This is a genomic window from Psychrobacillus sp. FSL H8-0510 (assembly GCF_038008345.1).
Classification (GTDB): domain Bacteria; phylum Bacillota; class Bacilli; order Bacillales_A; family Planococcaceae; genus Psychrobacillus; species Psychrobacillus psychrotolerans.
Map to the genome: position 1 here is coordinate 1,238,780 of NZ_JBBOYZ010000001.1, position 17,396 is coordinate 1,256,175.

Genomic DNA, 17,396 nt, shown 5'->3' on the forward strand with positions numbered 1-17,396 from the left:
GAGAAAATAATGAAATCAATCAATGGTATCCAATTTGCAGACATGGTTCAGATGGGAGCACATCATCTTTTCCAAAATGCTGATTACGTAGATGCATTAAATGTATTTCCTGTACCAGATGGTGACACAGGGACTAATATGAATTTATCCATGACTTCAGGGGCAAAAGAAACAGCAGCCCATACTCATGAGCATATTGGAAAAACAGCTCAAGCGCTTTCTAAAGGGTTACTTATGGGTGCTCGTGGAAATTCAGGAGTAATTTTATCTCAATTATTCCGTGGCTTCGGTAAATCAATCGAACAGTTAGATGTATTAAATGCAAAACAATTTGCTGATGCACTTAACTATGGTGTGGAAACTGCATATAAAGCGGTTATGAAGCCGGTTGAAGGTACTATCTTAACTGTTGCAAAGGATTCTGCTCGAAAAGCTGTAGAGGTTAGCGAAGATGTGGATGACATTCGTGAGCTAATGGAAGCGATAGTAGATGAAGCCAAAAAATCATTGGATAGAACGCCTGATCTTCTACCCGTACTAAAAGAAGTAGGAGTAGTTGATAGCGGTGGACAAGGACTAGTGTTTGTTTATGAAGGATTTTTAGCGAGTCTAAAAGGGGAAGCATTACCGAGTAAGACGGTAGGGTCTTCAATGGATGATCTTGTTAGCGCTGAACATCATATGAATGTTCAAGGATTTATGGATACTGCTGATATTGAATTCGGCTTTTGTACAGAATTTATGGTTCGTTTTGAAGAAGGAAAAAAATCATTTGATGAAACGGCTTTTCGTAATGATTTAAGTGAATATGGGGATTCTTTACTAGTTATTTCGGATGATGAAATTGCAAAAATTCATATTCATTCAGAAACACCAGGTGAGGTTTTAACATATGGACAACAATATGGTGACCTTATCAAGATTAAAATTGAAAATATGCGTCAGCAACATACAGAAATCGTGGGAGAAGGATATTCCACTGGAGCAGCAACGAAAAAAACAGAGGTTCATCCATATGCAATTGTTACTGTAGCGATGGGGACTGGCGTTTCTGAACTATTAAAAAGCTTAGGTGCATCAGCAGTTATTGAAGGTGGACAAACGATGAATCCATCTACTGAAGATATTGTCAAAGCTGTACAATCGGTTGGAGCAGAGCGCGTATTGATCTTACCTAACAACAAAAATATCGTAATGGCTGCCGAGCAAGCTGCGGAAATACTAGGTATCGAAGCTGCTGTAGTTCCTACCAAAACAATCCCGCAAGGAATGGCTGCAATATTAGCCTTTAACCCGCAAGCAACTGTCGAGGAAAATAAAAACAATATGACCGAAGCATATGCACATGTCAAAACAGGACAAGTAACATTTGCTGTTCGAGATACATCTATTGATGGAGTCGAGATTAAAAAAGATGATTTCATGGCGCTTGCAGAAGGTAAGATTGTACTCTCTAAACCTTCCTTAAAGGAAGTAACTACTAGCTTAATCAAGTCATTAATGGATGAAGAGTCCGAAATAGTTACGGTCATTTATGGAGAAGATGTAAGTGCAGAGGATGCGAACGAATTCGCAGCTTTTATTGAAGCACATTATAAAGATATAGAAGTAGAAGTGTATAATGGGAAACAACCACTTTACCCATATATCTTATCTGTAGAATAATTTAGAAACCATGTAGAGCTAATCTTCTCTACATGGTTTTTTTATGTTTATAATTTAGAGTGAAAAATATTAAACAAGACCACATTGACTATTTAAGGTCTGGAACCCATATTTTATAAAGGATATTAGATTGGCTCACCCTGTGCCATGAATGGTTTGGTTCTTATCCTAATACATACACTAGAAAATATATCCCCGTATCTAATTGCCGAAGTTTACTAGATAAAATATAATACTTTGTTTATTTTGAGGTTAGAGTGTAAAATGGGGGTACTAAAACATCATGTGGAGGTTTAATCAGTGAAATTTAAATCTGTTTTTGATATTATCGGGCCAGTTATGATAGGTCCGTCCTCCTCCCATACTGCTGGGGCAGCTCGTATAGGGCGAGTAGCTAGGGACTTATTTGGAAAACAGCCTACATGGGCAAAAATATATTTATACGGATCTTTCGCAGAAACATATAAAGGTCACGGAACGGATAAAGCAATTGTTGGTGGTTTGCTAGATTATGATACTTTTGATGAACGTATTAAAACAGCGTTTGAGGACGCGAAGCAAGCTGGTTTAACATATGAATTTATACCAGAGACCGCACATACAGAGCATCCGAATACTACACGGATCGTCATTGGTGACGAAAGCCGTGAAATGTCTATGGTCGGAATTTCTATTGGCGGCGGAAAAACGGAAATTACAGAGTTGAATGGTTTTCCACTACGTCTTTCAGGTGAACTAGCGGCTATTTTAGTAGTTCACGAGGATCGTTCAGGGTGTATTGCAAGTGTGTCAAACTGTTTAGCAAAATATGATATTAATATTGGACATATGGAAGTTTCGAGACGGGAAAAAGGAAATATGGCTTTAATGGTTATTGAAATCGATCAAAATGTGAATGAACAAATATTAAATGAAATTAGTGATTTGCCTAATATTACGCAAGTAACAAGAATCGCCGATTAAGGGGGAATACAAATGGAAGTTCTATTTCGTAACGTTCGTGAATTAGTAGAGCGAGCAACTCGGGAAAACAAACTGATCTCTGAAATAATGATAGAACAGGAAATAATGATTACAGATCGTTCTAGAGAAGATATAATGGCTCAAATGGATCGTAATTTGACGGTTATGGAAGAGGCTGTTGAAAAAGGCCTTCGTGGTGTTCAATCTACTTCGGGTCTCACTGGTGGAGATGCAGTTTTACTACAAAACTATCTTAAAAAAGGAAATACTCTTACAGGAGGGCTTATGTTAGATGCTGTTAGTAAAGCAGTGGCAACTAACGAAGTTAATGCTGCTATGGGAACGATATGTGCAACGCCAACAGCAGGTTCGGCGGGAGTAGTTCCTGGTACTTTATTTGCAGTAAAAAACAAATTGAATCCTACTAGAGAACAGATGATACGGTACTTGTTCACATCTGGTGCTTTTGGATTTATAGTGGCGAATAATGCTTCTATTTCAGGAGCAGAGGGCGGTTGCCAGGCAGAAGTTGGTTCTGCTTCAGGAATGGCGGCAGCAGCAATCGTAGAAATGGCGGGAGGATCTCCTGCTCAATGTGCGGAAGCTTTTGCGATAACATTAAAAAACATGCTTGGCTTAGTTTGTGATCCAGTAGCTGGATTAGTAGAAGTACCTTGTGTGAAAAGAAATGCGATGGGTGCCTCTAATTCCTTAGTGGCAGCAGATATGGCGCTAGCGGGTGTGACTAGTCGAATTCCTTGTGACGAAGTAATAGATGCAATGTATCGAATTGGTCAATCGATGCCTTCTACTTTAAAAGAAACTGGTCAAGGCGGTCTTGCAGCAACACCTACTGGTAGATGGTTAGAGGCTAAAATTTTTGGTGGAGCAGTAGTTGGAAGTGGAAACTAATAAGCATGATTTAGTCGCTTCTCTAAAGGGAGTGGGAAGTAGTACAGCAAACGCCTTGCAAGACCTAGGTATTGTTACTTTAGAGGATTTAGTTATGACATTCCCTTATAGACACGAGGATTTCCGACTAAAAAATTTGGCAGAGACTGCGCATAATGAACGAGTGACAGTAGAAGGAAGGGTCGAAAGTGAGCCTTCCCTTCTTTTTTTAGGGAAAAACAAATCCAGAATGCAAGTTCGAATACTTGCAGGACAACACTTAATAAAGGCTGTATTTTTCAACCAAGGCTATTTAAAAGATAAGATAATTCCAGGTTCTATTGTAACCGTATCGGGAAAGTGGGATCGAGGTAGACAGGTCATTAATGTCTCTACTTTTTCGATTGGACCAAAAACGGATTTACAAGATTTTGAACCGGTATATTCTTTAAAAGGCTCGATCAATCAAAAAACATTTCGTAAGTTTATGAGGCAAGCATTGGATCATTTAAAGGGATCTTTAGTAGATCCACTACCAGATTCTATTCGATTACCTTACCGTTTACCAGGTATCTCTGATGCTTTAGAAGGTATTCATTTCCCTCTGGATGCGGAACATTCCAAAGATGCAAGAAGGCGTTTTGTGTATGAGGAATTATTAGTTTTTCAATTAAAAATGCAGGCTATTAAAAAGGTTCGAAAAGAACAAAATGTAGGAAATGGGATTGCCTTTCATAATGATCTAGTTAAGAAGTTAATCGAAACTTTGCCATATGAACTAACAAATGCTCAAAAAAGAGTCGTCAATGAGATATGTCGAGACTTACGGGAACCTCATCGTATGAATCGCTTACTTCAGGGGGATGTTGGGTCTGGAAAAACAATAGTCGCCGCAATTTGTTTATATGCCGTAATTACAGCGGGGTATCAAGGGGCATTAATGGCTCCTACCGAAATCTTAGCTGAGCAGCATGCTAGTTCACTCGACGAATGGTTAGCTCCTATAGGTGTCCGAATTGCTTTACTGACCGGTTCAACAAAAACTAAAGCTAGAAGAGCAGTCTTAGAAAACCTAGCAGCTGGGACTATAGATCTTTTAATAGGGACGCATGCATTAATTCAACCAGATGTTGTATTTAAAAAGCTTGGGCTTGTCATAACCGATGAGCAGCATAGATTTGGTGTGGAGCAGCGGAGAGTCCTAAAAGACAAAGGGGAAAATCCAGATGTTCTTTTTATGACCGCGACTCCTATTCCTCGTACTTTAGCTATTACGGCTTTTGGGGAAATGGATGTTTCTATTATCGATGAAATGCCTGCAGGTCGTAAGAAGATTGAAACACATTGGATGAAACCTGATCAGCTACATAAATTGATAGCTCGATTAAAAAGTGAACTGGCTACCGGAAGACAAGCTTATATAATTTGTCCTTTAATCGAGGAGTCTGAAAAGCTTGATGTCCAAAATGCGGTAGATGTGTATAACATGATGACAGAAGAACTGAAGGGCACCTCCACAGTTGGTTTAATGCACGGAAGACTCCATTCGGATGAGAAAGAACAAGTAATTAGAGATTTCTCAGAAGGTGCTATCCAGGTATTAGTTTCCACTACAGTCGTAGAGGTTGGTGTAAATGTTCCGAATGCAACATTTATGATAATTTTCGATGCAGAGCGTTTTGGTCTAGCCCAGTTACATCAACTACGAGGTCGAGTTGGTCGAGGCGAACATCAATCATTTTGTGTATTGTTAGCTGATCCAAAGTCCGAAGAAGGAAAAGAGCGAATGGTTTCCATGACCGAGACTAATGATGGCTTTATACTAGCGGAAAAAGATTTAGAACTTCGAGGTCCTGGTGACTTTTTTGGGAAAAAACAAAGTGGACTTCCAGAATTTAAAGTAGCAGATCTTGTGCATGATTATCGTGCTTTAAATACTGCTAAAGTGGATGCTGAGAGGTTATTAGACTCTAAAGAATTTTGGGATTCGAGTGAAATGGCGGGACTCCGCGAGATGCTGATAAATTCAAAAGCTATGGATGGAGAACGAATTGATTAAAGAGAATGTAAGAAGGATTTTGAATCTATTCTTGCATTCTTTTTTTAATATTTATATACTGATATTAGTACCAAGTGCTAAAATGGTGGTGAGGATATGAAATACTCCAAAAAGGATAGACAGAAATTACTTTTAGAAACATTAGATAAAAACCCGTTTGTGACGGATGAAAATTTAGCATCTACTTTTCATGTAAGTGTTCAAACTATCCGACTGGATAGAATGGAATTATCTATTCCGGAATTGCGAGAACGTATTAAGTCAGTTGCTGCTCATAATTTTGGAGAAGACGTCAAGTCTCTTCCAATTGACGAAGTAATTGGAGAGATTATTGATATAGATTTGGATAAACAAGCGATTTCCATATTAGATATTACACATGATCATGTTTTTGCTAGAAATGGTATAGCAAGAGGACACCATTTATTTGCTCAGGCCAATTCATTAGCCGTTGCGGTTATAAATGATGATTTAGCGCTTACTCGAAAGTCTAATCTTACATTTGTCAAACCTGTAAAAGTAGGAGATCGTGTAATTGCTAAAGCAGTCGTGACATCCAGTGATGTCGAAAAGAATAGTACGTTAATAGAGGTTACTAGCAAGGTAGAAAATGAGACGGTTTTTGTTGGTCAATTTAGCATGTACCGAGTAACGATGTCATAAAAAAGGTGATTAATAATGAAAATTTCAATAGATGCAATGGGTGGGGACAATGCTCCTCATGAAATAGTAAAAGGCGTTTACGAGGCGTTAGAAGCGTTCCAAGATATAGAAATTCAGTTATATGGTGATGAGGAAAAGCTTGCCTCGTTAATAACAAAACATGAACGTTTAACAGTTATACATACAGATGAAGTAATTGAAGGGACAGATGAGCCTGTTCGTGCAATTAGAAGAAAGAAAAACTCCTCCTTGGTTAAAATGGCTGAATCTGTGAAAAGTGGAGATTCTGATGCTTGCGTGTCAGCGGGGAATACTGGCGCTTTAATGGCGGCTGGATTATTTATAGTTGGTCGTATCGATCAAGTAGATCGTCCTGCTTTAGCACCGACATTACCTACGCTTGATGGAAAAGGGTTTGTTATGTTGGATTTAGGTGCCAATGCCGATGCAAAACCTGAGCATTTAGAGCAGTTTGCGGTTATGGGTAGTATATATGCTGAGAAAGTTCGCGGTATTTCGAATCCTCGTGTGGGGCTGCTGAATATTGGGACAGAAGATATTAAAGGAAACGAGTTAACTAAAGCTGCCTTTAAGCTTTTAAAAGACGCACCTATTAATTTCGTGGGTAATGTTGAATCTAGAGATTTACTTAATGGAGTAGCGGACGTGGTTGTGACGGATGGTTTTACTGGGAACATGGTACTTAAAACGATTGAAGGTACGGCTTCGGGCATATTTACTTTATTGAAGGAAGCTTTTAACACATCTGCTAAAACAAAAATATCTTATTTACTGGCAAAAAATGAACTTAAAGTGTTAAAAAACACATTAGATTACTCCGAATATGGAGGAGCAGGATTATTCGGTCTGAAAGCTCCAGTTATTAAAGCACATGGTTCCTCGAACGGTCGAGCTATCTATCATGCCATCAGACAGGCTCGTACAATGGTGGAGCATAATGTTGCTGACATAATTTCAACTACATTACGAAAGGAATCACCCAATGACTAAAATTGCTTTTATCTTCCCTGGCCAAGGTTCACAAACAGTGGGCATGGGTCAACAATTAGTAGAGAATAATACAGATTGTCATCATTTTTATGAACAAGCAAATGAAGTATTAGGATTTTCTTTGAGTGAGCTTATGTTGAATGGACCTGCAGAGGAACTTACCAAAACCTATAATGCACAGCCGGCATTACTCACTACAAGTTCCATGATTGCACACAAACTAAAACAAGCTGGAATCATACCTAATTTTACCGCTGGTCATAGTTTAGGTGAATATTCTGCCCTAGTTGCGTCAGATGTTCTAAGCTTTGCAGAAGCGGTTTTATTAGTTCATCAAAGAGGTTTATATATGAATGAAGCAGTACCTGCCGGAAAAGGTGCGATGACTGCGATCCTCGGATTAGGCAAAGATGAATTAGCAGCTGTTACTCATGATGTCACTTCAAACGGTGAGGTTGTGCAAATAGCTAATTTAAATTGTCCAGGTCAGATTGTTATTTCGGGAACTGCTGCAGGAGTATTAGAAGCATCAAGTAAAGCAAAAGAAGCTGGTGCTAAAAGAGCGATTCCTCTAGTAGTAAGTGGACCATTCCACTCCGAACTAATGAGACCTGCAGCGCAGCAATTAGATGCTGCAATTTCAGCAATTGAACTAAAGCAAGCTTCTATACCTGTCATTTCAAATGTAACTGCTGAACCAGTTACAGATGCTAGCCATATTAAAAATTTGCTAGTTGAACAATTGTATTCACCTGTTCGTTGGGAAGAATCCATTCAACAGATGATAGAGCAAGGAACGACTATTTTTGTAGAATGTGGTCCTGGTAAAGTCTTAAGTGGTTTAGTGAAAAAGATCGATCGATCTGTAACTACTTATTGTGTGCATGATGAAGAGACATTACAGCAAGTTATAACTGAGCTAGGAGTTGAGCAACATGGGTAAATTAGATGGGAAATCTGCAATTGTAACTGGTGCTTCTCGCGGGATAGGAAAAGATATTGCTTTATACCTTGCGAATGAGGGAGCTAAGGTTGCTGTTAACTATAGTGGGAGTAAAGAGAGAGCAGAAGCTGTGGTAGAAGAAATTAAAGCTTCAGGTGGAGAGGCTTTTGCTATTCAAGCGAATGTAGACAAAGCAGATGATGTTCAAAATCTAATAAGCTCCACTTTAGAGAAATTTGGTTCGATTGATATTTTAGTAAACAATGCTGGTATCACTCGTGATAATCTACTTATGCGTATGAAGGAACAAGAGTGGGATGATGTGCTTAATACGAATTTAAAAGGTGTCTTTCTTTGTACAAAAGCTGTGACAAGACAAATGATGAAACAACGAGCAGGGAGAATTATTAATATTACGTCGATTGTTGGAGTTTCTGGGAATGCAGGGCAGGCCAATTATGTCGCTGCTAAAGCTGGGGTTATTGGTCTAACTAAGTCATCTGCTAAAGAATTGGCCAGTCGTAATATAACAGTGAACTCGGTTGCACCTGGATTTATAACAACAGATATGACAGATGCTTTACCGGAGGATATTAAGTCTCAAATGTTAAGCCAGATTCCACTAGCTAAATTTGGAAATCCGGTAGACATCGCTAAGGCGGTTGCATTTTTAGCCTCGGAAGACGCAAATTATATAACTGGTCAAACAATTCATGTAAATGGCGGCATGTATATGTAAGGCTCCAGTCTATATAGGAGTTTTATGTATAAATTGTAGTAGCACTTTCATTACAAAGCAGTTTTTTGTATAATCATTGAGGGGAGGTGACTAATGTGTCAACTGTTTTAGAACGCGTAACTAAAGTAATCATCGATCGTCTAGGAGTAGATGAGAACGAAGTGAAATTAGAAGCATCTTTTCGTGAAGATTTAGGTGCAGACTCTCTAGATGTGGTAGAATTAGTAATGGAATTAGAAGATGAATTCGATATGGAAATTTCAGATGAAGATGCTGAACAAATTTCAACTGTAGGTAGTGCAGTTAAATATATTGAAAGCAAACAAGGTTAAATATTATGCAGTAGGAAGTCTACTACATAAAATTTAATAGTAGCAGAGGCGTTCTACTTATTCCATGTGAATAAGAGAACGTCTCTATTTCTTTTTGCACATTAGGCTAGAAACGGGTAAACTTAGATGAACATATGATAAGTGGAAAGGCAGATAATTCATGAAAGTAAATCGCAAAAAAAATAATATTCGCAGAGTAATTTTTTCAGAAACTGTAAAAGAACAATTTGAGCAGTTTCAGGAGCATTTCCAAATAAGATTTGAAAATCCAACATTATTGTATCAAGCCTTTACCCATTCATCTTATGTGAATGAGCATCGTCGTAAATTTTTTGCCGATAACGAACGTCTAGAGTTCCTTGGAGACGCAGTATTAGAATTGTCCGTTTCTCAATATTTATTTCAAAAATATACTGGCATGAGTGAAGGCGAGTTAACTAAACTCCGAGCGGCCATCGTTTGTGAGCCATCTCTTGTATTGTTTGCAAATGAGTTGAACTTCGGCAAATATGTATTGTTAGGAAAAGGGGAAGAGCTAACGGGCGGTCGTGAAAGACCTGCACTTTTAGCAGACGTTTTTGAAGCATATATCGGTGCATTATATTTAGATCAGGGATTAGAAACAGTTATAGAGTTTTTAGAAAAAATTGTTTTCCCCAAAATCGAACTCGGTGCTTTTTCGCATGTGATGGATTATAAAAGTCAATTACAAGAAATTATTCAACAACAAAATATTGGTACGTTAAGCTATGAAATAGTAGAGGAAAAAGGACCGGCGCATAATCGTACTTTTGTTTCTCGGGTTATTTTAAACACTAAAGAACTGGGTATCGGCGATGGTCGTTCTAAAAAAGAGGCAGAACAACAAGCTGCAAGACTTGCTATACTCGCATTAAGGGATTCAGAACAGGGGGAATAGTCATTGTTCCTTAAAAGATTAGAAATTGTTGGATTTAAATCTTTTGCAGACCGTATTGGAATTGATTTTGTTCCAGGAGTTACTGCAGTAGTAGGGCCAAATGGTAGTGGAAAAAGTAATGTTACAGATGCAATAAGATGGGTTTTAGGAGAGCAGTCTGCGAAGTCTCTTCGAGGTGCAAAAATGGAGGATGTCATTTTTGCCGGAAGTGATTCTAGAAAAGCATTGAACTTTGCAGAAGTGAACTTGATATTAGATAATACAGACCAACGGGTAGCTCTTGATTTTTCGGAAATTAGTGTGACTAGAAGAGTGTTCCGTTCTGGTGACAGTGAATACTTGTTAAATAAACAAACATGCAGATTGAAGGATATTACGGACTTATTTATGGATTCTGGGCTTGGAAAAGAAGCGTTTTCTATTATTTCTCAAGGCCGGGTCGACGAAATACTAAATAGTCGACCTGAAGATCGCCGTACTATTTTTGAAGAAACTGCAGGTGTTTTAAAGTACAAGCAACGTAAAAAGAAAGCTGAATTCAAGCTAATTGAAACAGACGATAATTTAAATCGTGTTCTCGATATTTTGCATGAATTGGATAGTCGAATGGAGCCTTTGCAGATTCAATCCTCTCTGGCGTCCGATTATTTAATGATGTCCGCAGAGCTTAAGGATATTGAAATTGCAGTTATCGCTCATGATTTAAGGGATTTTGTTCAAGAAAATATGGAATTAAAGACAAAGTTAAGCGAACTTCAGCACATCAAACAGTCTCTACTTTTACAAATTGACGAGCTGGAAAAAAATATTCAGCAAGACAGAAAAGTAATGACCGCTATTGATGAAAAGTTGGATACAGAGCAAAGTGAACTAGTAGAATCCAGTTCTGAATTAGAACGCTTGGAAGGCAGAAAGCTGCTTTTGGCGGAGAAACAACAAAATGCTAGTCAACAAATATCGCAGCTTAAAAAGGCGCTAGCAGAAGAACGTTATAAAGTACAAACGGTAGAAGAGCAAATGAAAACGAATAACAAAGAAAAATCTAATAAACAAGCTCAACTTAAAATGCTTCGTGCTAAAAAGGTTCAAATTGATCATGTGTTGAGTAAATCTGCTTCTGAAATGGAAGAAGAAATTGAAGATTTGAAAAGTACATATATCGATTTGCTAAATGAAGAAGCAACTATGAAGAACGAGATGAAACATATGGAGCAACAACTTCACTTTGAACTCGTTACTTCAGAAAAAATGGTTGCAGACTACCAAGAAATCAAAAACGAATTAGAAAAGCTAACAATCCGCAAAAACGAGTTAGACCCGTTATTGTCAAAATGTCAAAAGGATCTACAAGCAAGGCTTACGGATTATAAAACAAAAAGAGAAGTTTCAGAACGTCTAGAAGGTTCCTTTGAAGAGCAACAAACAATGCTTCAAAAAGCCTATCAGATGAAACACCAAATGCAAGCAAGAAGAGATTCATTGGAAGAGTTAGAATCTGAGTTTTCCGGGTTTTTCCAAGGAGTTAAAGAAGTTCTTATTGCTCGAGATAAGAAGGAACTAAAAGGTATTCACGGAGCAGTTGCTGAACTAATTCAAATACCAGAATCATATATGACGGCAATTGATACTGCTATTGGTCCGCAATCTCAGCATATAATTACGGATAGTAGCCAGGATGCTAGAATTGCAATAGATTGGTTAAAGAAGAAAAGGGTAGGCCGAGCAACATTCCTACCACTACAGGTTATGAAATCTCGTAAAATAAACGAGTTCACACTCAATTCTATTCAAGACCATCCATCTTTTGTAAATACAGCGGATAAACTTGTTAATTATTCTGAAGGCTATCAAATTATTGTAGAAAATCTTCTTGGTAATATTATAATTGCCAAAGATTTAAAAGGGGCCAATGAAATGGCTGCTCGACTGCAATATAAATTCCGTTTCGTTACATTAGATGGAGATGTAGTAAATGCCGGAGGATCTTTAACAGGGGGGTCTGTTAAACAGCAGTCTTCTTTATTTACTCGTAAAGCAGAGCTTGAACAACTTAATATCAAGCTAGTAGAACTAGAAAAATCTGTTTTAGAAGCAGAAGTTTCTGTTTCTAAAAGAAAACAAGAAGTACAAGACTTGAAAATAGATTTAGAAGACACTCGAATTTCTGGTGAGCAACTAAGAGAATTAGAGCATAAACTTCTTTCAGAATCTAGAGAATGTGCTGCTATAATTTCTAGATTGACAAGTCAGTTATTGGAATATGACGAGGAAAAAACAGAGAAGAATCATCTCCATGAAGGCTTAGTTCAGAAAAAAGCGCAAACTGCTGCCAGAAGTAAAGAAATTAACGAGTCATTGATTTCTATTCAGAAAACAATTGATGAACTACAGTCGTTGAAGCAACAATCTTTGCAAGAGAAAGATAAATTCCAAAATGAGTTAGGCGAATTACTTTCTCTTATCGCTGTTGTCAATGAACAACTATCTCAACTTGAGAAAGAAAAAGTTCTTTTGGAACAGTCTAGTACGGTGAGTGTACAAAAAGTGACAACCTTACAAAAGGAAATCGCTTGGTATGAAAATGATGACCAAGGGGAGACATCTCCGGAAGAATTAATAGAACTAATCGAACAACATAAAAAGAAAAAAGAGTATTTAATCGTTCAAATACAATCAGGTAAAACTAAGCGGTCAGAACTTGCACAATTAATATTGCAAGCAGAACTGTCATTAAAACAATTGCAACAACAAGCTAATATACATCTTATGGATGAACGAACGTTAGACATAAAACAAAGTAAAATTGAAGTAGAAATGAAGTCGTTACAAAATCATTTAGAAGAAACTTATGAAATGACATTAGAAGATGCAGAGCAGGATTATCCATTTGACATGGACGAGGATTTGGCCCGTAAAAAGGTTAAATTATTAAAGCGCTCAATTGAAGAATTGGGTCCGATAAATCTTAGTTCCATTCAGGAGTTTGAACAAGTAAACGAACGTCATTCATTCCTAACTGAACAAAGAGAAGATTTGTTATCCGCTCAAGAGACATTACATGAGGTTATTAAAGAAATGGATGAAGAGATGACCATTCGTTTTGAAACAACCTTCAATGAAATTCAACGTCATTTTAAAGTAGTGTTCCGAGAACTATTTGGTGGTGGTCAGGCAGATTTGTTATTAACAGACCCAACTTCTTTACTTGATACGGGGATAGAGATTCTGGCTCAGCCTCCAGGGAAAAAACTACAAAACCTTTCTTTATTATCTGGTGGAGAACGAGCACTTACAGCCATTGCTTTACTATTCTCGATTTTACGAACACGTCCAGTTCCATTTTGTATTTTGGATGAAGTGGAAGCAGCACTTGACGAGGCTAATGTCACACGTTATAGCGATTATTTAAAGAAATTCAGCAACGATACACAGTTTATCGTGATTACACATCGTAAGGGTACAATGGAAGGCGCGGACGTCCTATATGGTATTACCATGCAGGAATCTGGTATTTCTAAATTAGTTTCTGTTAAATTAGAAGAGGAATTAGTAACTTAAAAGGAGTTTATATATGAGCTTTTTTAAAAAATTCAAAGAAAAAATGTTAGGTTCTACTCCAGAAGCAGAAGAAACAGTTTCTATTACAAATAAGTTTAAAGAAGGTCTTTCCAAAACAAGAAACCAGTTTACTTCAAAGGTGAATGATCTAGTAGCCAAATATCGTAAAGTGGACGAAGACTTTTTTGAAGAACTAGAGGAAATATTACTGCAAGCGGATGTAGGTTTCGAAACAGTTACAGAATTGATGGATTCATTACGCTTTGAAGTACAACGCAAAAATATTAAAAATACTTCTGGTATTCAATCGGTTATTTCTGAGAAGTTAGTAGAAATTTATAATGCTGGTGAGGACGACGTAACGGAGCTTCAACTTGAAGAAAGTGATTTATCTGTTATTTTGTTTGTCGGAGTGAACGGCGTTGGTAAAACAACGACGATAGGAAAACTTGCCCATCGTTTAAAAGGGGAAGGGAAAAACGTTATGCTAGCAGCGGGGGATACGTTCCGTGCTGGGGCTATCGAACAGCTGCAAGTTTGGGGAGATAGAGTTGGAGTCGAAGTTATTAAGCAGTCAGAAGGCTCCGATCCTGCAGCAGTTATGTATGACGCTGTAAGAGCTGCTAAGTCTCGCGGTGTAGATGTGCTAATCTGTGATACTGCAGGTAGGTTACAAAACAAAGTGAACTTAATGAATGAGTTGGAAAAAATTCATCGTGTAATTTCTCGTGAAATACCAAATGCTCCTCATGAAGTGCTACTTGCGCTTGATGCTACTACAGGACAAAATGCACTTGTTCAAGCACAAACGTTTAAAGAAGTAACAAATGTAACGGGTATTGTCTTAACTAAGCTAGACGGTACGGCAAAAGGTGGTATCGTACTCGCGATACGCAATAAACTGCATATTCCCGTAAAGTTTGTTGGTCTAGGAGAACAGATGGATGATTTACAACCATTTGACGCAGAAAAGTATGTATATGGTCTTTTCGCTGATGGATTAGACTTGGAAGAAGCAGAAGAAATAGAGTCAGACAAGTAATTTTACTTGACAGATGTCTTTTCTCTTACTAAACTAGAGTATGATAAGTGATTAGCGAATGGGGGAAGTAATAACCCCATGCTGTAATTGATATGGTAAGGAGAGATGGGAATGATTGAAAAAACAACTCGCATGAATTTTCTCTTCGATTTTTACCAGGCTTTATTAACAGATAAACAAAGAAGCTATATGCAACTTTATTATTTAGATGATTTGTCTCTTGGGGAAATAGCAGAAGAATATACTATTTCAAGGCAGGCTGTATATGACAATATACGTCGAACTGAAGCTATGTTAGAAGAGTATGAGGAAAAACTAAGTCTGTTTTCCAAATTTCAACGTAGACAAGAAACGGTGGAACAACTGCTTTCTCTTGTAGAAGATCAATCATCTGAAAAAGAACTGATTCAACTCATTAATCAATTAAAAGAATGGGATTAGGAGGCGAACGTGCATGGCGTTTGAAGGATTAGCAGAGCGACTCCAAGGTACACTTCAGAAGATTAAAGGTAAAGGCAAAATCTCTGAAGCTGATGTAAAAGAAATGATGAGAGAAGTTCGTTATGCACTTCTTGAGGCAGACGTTAACTTAAAAGTAGTAAAAGAATTCGTTAAAAATGTTTCGGACCGTGCCGTTGGTCAAGACGTGATGAAAAGTTTAACGCCTGGTCAACAGGTTGTTAAAATCGTTAAAGATGAATTGACTGAACTGATGGGTGGAGAGCAAAGTCAAATTTCTTTCTCTACGAGACCACCTACGGTTATTATGATGGTCGGTTTGCAAGGGGCAGGGAAAACAACTACTACTGGTAAATTAGCCAATGTCCTGCGTAAAAAGTACAACAAAAAACCTTTATTGGTTGCTGCTGATATTTATAGACCAGCGGCCGTTCAACAGCTGCAAACTATCGGGAAACAGCTTTCTTTACCTGTGTTTGCATTGGGGACTGATATTTCCCCTGTTGAAATTGTTAAGCAGGCTATAGAACAAGCCAAGGAAGAACATCACGATGTAGTTATTATAGATACTGCTGGACGTCTTCATATTGATGAGACACTTATGCAAGAGTTAAAAGATATACGCGCAATTAAAGAACCTGATGAGGTATTTTTAGTTGTAGATGCAATGACTGGTCAGGATGCAGTCAACGTAGCAAATAATTTTAACGAAGCTATAGGTATTACCGGTGTCGTTTTAACGAAATTAGATGGAGATACACGTGGTGGTGCTGCGTTATCTATTCGCTCCGTTACTCAAAAACCGATTAAATTTGTCGGGATGGGTGAAAAGATGGATGCATTAGAGCCTTTCCATCCGGAACGAATGGCTTCTAGAATTTTAGGTATGGGCGATATGATGTCACTTATCGAAAAAGCTCAGGCAAATGTCGATGAAGAACGTGCGAAGGAATTAGAAGAGAAATTCCGTACGCAAAGTTTCACTTTCGATGATTTCTTAGAGCAAATTGGTCAAGTGAAACAAATGGGACCTTTAGATGAAATTTTAAAAATGTTACCAGGTGCAGGTAAAATCAAAGGGTTGGAAAATGCGAAGGTAGATGAAAAACAGATGGATCGTGTAGAAGCCATCATTTATTCGATGACTACGCAGGAAAAAACAACTCCCGAGATACTTAATGGATCAAGAAAAAAGAGAATTGCTAAAGGATCTGGTACATCTATTCAAGATATAAACAGATTACTGAAACAATTTGAAGACATGAAAAAAATGATGAAACAAATGACCAATATGCAACAAAAAGGCAAGAAAAAGATGAAAATGCCTGGTCTAGACTCATTATTTAAATAAAAAATATAGGGTGTTAAGAAAAAACACTTTACAAACAAATAAAAGCTTGATAATATACTATCTTGTGTGAAACTATTCGGAGGTGCAATGAAAATGGCAGTAAAAATTCGTTTAAAACGTATCGGAGCTAAAAAGTCTCCTTTCTATCGTATTGTAGTAGCAGACTCTCGCTCACCACGTGATGGTCGTCAAATTGAAACAGTAGGTACTTACAACCCACTTACTAAACCAGCTGAAGTTAAAATTAACGAAGAATTAGCGTTAAAATGGCTTCAAGACGGTGCAAAACCATCTGATACAGTACGTAACTTGTTCTCAGAACAAGGAATTATGGAGAAATTCCATAACGCAAAACTCGGCAAATAATCGGAGGGGACAATGTGAAGCAGCTGATCGAAGCAATCGTTAAACCGATAGTTGATTATCCAGAAAATGTGAAGGTTGAAAAAGAAGAAAATATAAACCGTATAGTTTATAAACTTTCTGTTCATCCTGAAGATATGGGAAAAGTAATTGGCAAACAAGGGCGTGTCGCGAAAGCAATTCGTACAATTGTTTACTCAGCAGCAGGCAGTCACCAAAAGAAAAAAACATATGTCGACATATTAGATTAAAAAGGAAGAACAATTTGTTCTTCCTTTTTTGATAGGTAGAAAACATTATACTCAGTATATGCGTAGCTCCGTATATAAAAATGTCCTGTTAACAATTGTTTAAGGAACTTGTTAGAATGAATAATCCCATGATTTCCGTTACAGCTGGACACTTTCCGCGGGCGTTTCCTTAGCCTCCTCGCTTCGA

16 protein-coding genes are annotated in these 17,396 nt (G+C 37.7%); all 16 read left to right on the top strand.

Annotated features, from left to right (window positions below; genetic code table 11):
- The first annotated feature begins 9 nt into the window (after nucleotides 1–9).
- The 16 genes from MHI40_RS05950 to MHI40_RS06025 all read left to right on the top strand — a co-directional run bounded on the left by MHI40_RS05950 (nucleotide 10) and on the right by MHI40_RS06025 (nucleotide 17,209).
- Entirely contained in the window at nucleotides 10–1,665 is a 1,656-nt protein-coding gene (locus tag MHI40_RS05950) for a DAK2 domain-containing protein (protein ID WP_340761900.1), read from the top strand.
- Between the two features lie 300 nt (nucleotides 1,666–1,965).
- On the top strand, nucleotides 1,966–2,628 hold the full coding sequence (gene sdaAB, locus MHI40_RS05955) for an L-serine ammonia-lyase, iron-sulfur-dependent subunit beta (protein WP_340761901.1): 663 nt from the start codon (nucleotides 1,966–1,968) through the stop codon (nucleotides 2,626–2,628).
- A 12-nt stretch (nucleotides 2,629–2,640) separates the two neighbouring features.
- Complete coding sequence (gene sdaAA / locus MHI40_RS05960; RefSeq protein WP_340761902.1) at nucleotides 2,641–3,540, top strand: L-serine ammonia-lyase, iron-sulfur-dependent, subunit alpha; 900 nt, start codon at nucleotides 2,641–2,643, stop codon at nucleotides 3,538–3,540.
- Complete coding sequence (gene recG / locus MHI40_RS05965) at nucleotides 3,530–5,578, top strand: ATP-dependent DNA helicase RecG (RefSeq protein ID WP_340764401.1); 2,049 nt, start codon at nucleotides 3,530–3,532, stop codon at nucleotides 5,576–5,578. Before sdaAA ends, recG begins: the two co-directional genes overlap by 11 nt.
- Before the next feature lie 96 nt (nucleotides 5,579–5,674).
- Nucleotides 5,675–6,241 carry a transcription factor FapR gene (gene fapR / locus MHI40_RS05970; protein WP_093535216.1) on the top strand — a complete coding sequence of 189 codons (567 nt, stop codon included), beginning with the start codon at nucleotides 5,675–5,677 and terminating at the stop codon, nucleotides 6,239–6,241.
- Nucleotides 6,242–6,256: 15 nt separating this feature from the next.
- Nucleotides 6,257–7,252: a phosphate acyltransferase PlsX gene (gene plsX / locus MHI40_RS05975; protein WP_340761904.1), complete on the top strand. Its 996-nt coding sequence runs from the start codon at nucleotides 6,257–6,259 to the stop codon at nucleotides 7,250–7,252.
- The gene (gene fabD / locus MHI40_RS05980) at nucleotides 7,245–8,195 is read left to right on the top strand and encodes an ACP S-malonyltransferase (RefSeq protein ID WP_340761905.1); all 951 of its coding nucleotides are present in this window, start codon (nucleotides 7,245–7,247) and stop codon (nucleotides 8,193–8,195) included. The genes plsX and fabD overlap by 8 nt, the downstream gene beginning before the upstream one ends.
- Nucleotides 8,188–8,934, top strand: coding sequence for a 3-oxoacyl-[acyl-carrier-protein] reductase (gene fabG / locus MHI40_RS05985; protein ID WP_093535210.1), 747 nt, complete (start codon nucleotides 8,188–8,190; stop codon nucleotides 8,932–8,934). The genes fabD and fabG overlap by 8 nt, the downstream gene beginning before the upstream one ends.
- Before the next feature lie 95 nt (nucleotides 8,935–9,029).
- Nucleotides 9,030–9,266 carry an acyl carrier protein gene (gene acpP, locus MHI40_RS05990; protein ID WP_093535208.1) on the top strand — a complete coding sequence of 79 codons (237 nt, stop codon included), beginning with the start codon at nucleotides 9,030–9,032 and terminating at the stop codon, nucleotides 9,264–9,266.
- Nucleotides 9,267–9,426: 160 nt separating this feature from the next.
- Nucleotides 9,427–10,185 carry a ribonuclease III gene (gene rnc, locus MHI40_RS05995; protein WP_093535206.1) on the top strand — a complete coding sequence of 253 codons (759 nt, stop codon included), beginning with the start codon at nucleotides 9,427–9,429 and terminating at the stop codon, nucleotides 10,183–10,185.
- Between the two features lie 3 nt (nucleotides 10,186–10,188).
- Complete coding sequence (gene smc / locus MHI40_RS06000) at nucleotides 10,189–13,743, top strand: chromosome segregation protein SMC (RefSeq protein ID WP_340761906.1); 3,555 nt, start codon at nucleotides 10,189–10,191, stop codon at nucleotides 13,741–13,743.
- Nucleotides 13,744–13,756: 13 nt separating this feature from the next.
- Nucleotides 13,757–14,785, top strand: coding sequence for a signal recognition particle-docking protein FtsY (gene ftsY, locus MHI40_RS06005; protein WP_093535202.1), 1,029 nt, complete (start codon nucleotides 13,757–13,759; stop codon nucleotides 14,783–14,785).
- Nucleotides 14,786–14,896: 111 nt separating this feature from the next.
- On the top strand, nucleotides 14,897–15,226 hold the full coding sequence (locus MHI40_RS06010; RefSeq protein ID WP_093535200.1) for a putative DNA-binding protein: 330 nt from the start codon (nucleotides 14,897–14,899) through the stop codon (nucleotides 15,224–15,226).
- Between the two features lie 13 nt (nucleotides 15,227–15,239).
- A complete protein-coding gene (gene ffh / locus MHI40_RS06015; RefSeq protein ID WP_340761907.1) occupies nucleotides 15,240–16,595 on the top strand; it encodes a signal recognition particle protein in 1,356 nt (451 codons plus the stop codon).
- A gap of 93 nt (nucleotides 16,596–16,688) precedes the next feature.
- Nucleotides 16,689–16,961, top strand: coding sequence for a 30S ribosomal protein S16 (gene rpsP, locus MHI40_RS06020; protein ID WP_093535196.1), 273 nt, complete (start codon nucleotides 16,689–16,691; stop codon nucleotides 16,959–16,961).
- A 14-nt stretch (nucleotides 16,962–16,975) separates the two neighbouring features.
- Nucleotides 16,976–17,209 carry a KH domain-containing protein gene (locus MHI40_RS06025; protein WP_093535194.1) on the top strand — a complete coding sequence of 78 codons (234 nt, stop codon included), beginning with the start codon at nucleotides 16,976–16,978 and terminating at the stop codon, nucleotides 17,207–17,209.
- The last annotated feature ends 187 nt before the right edge of the window (nucleotides 17,210–17,396 follow it).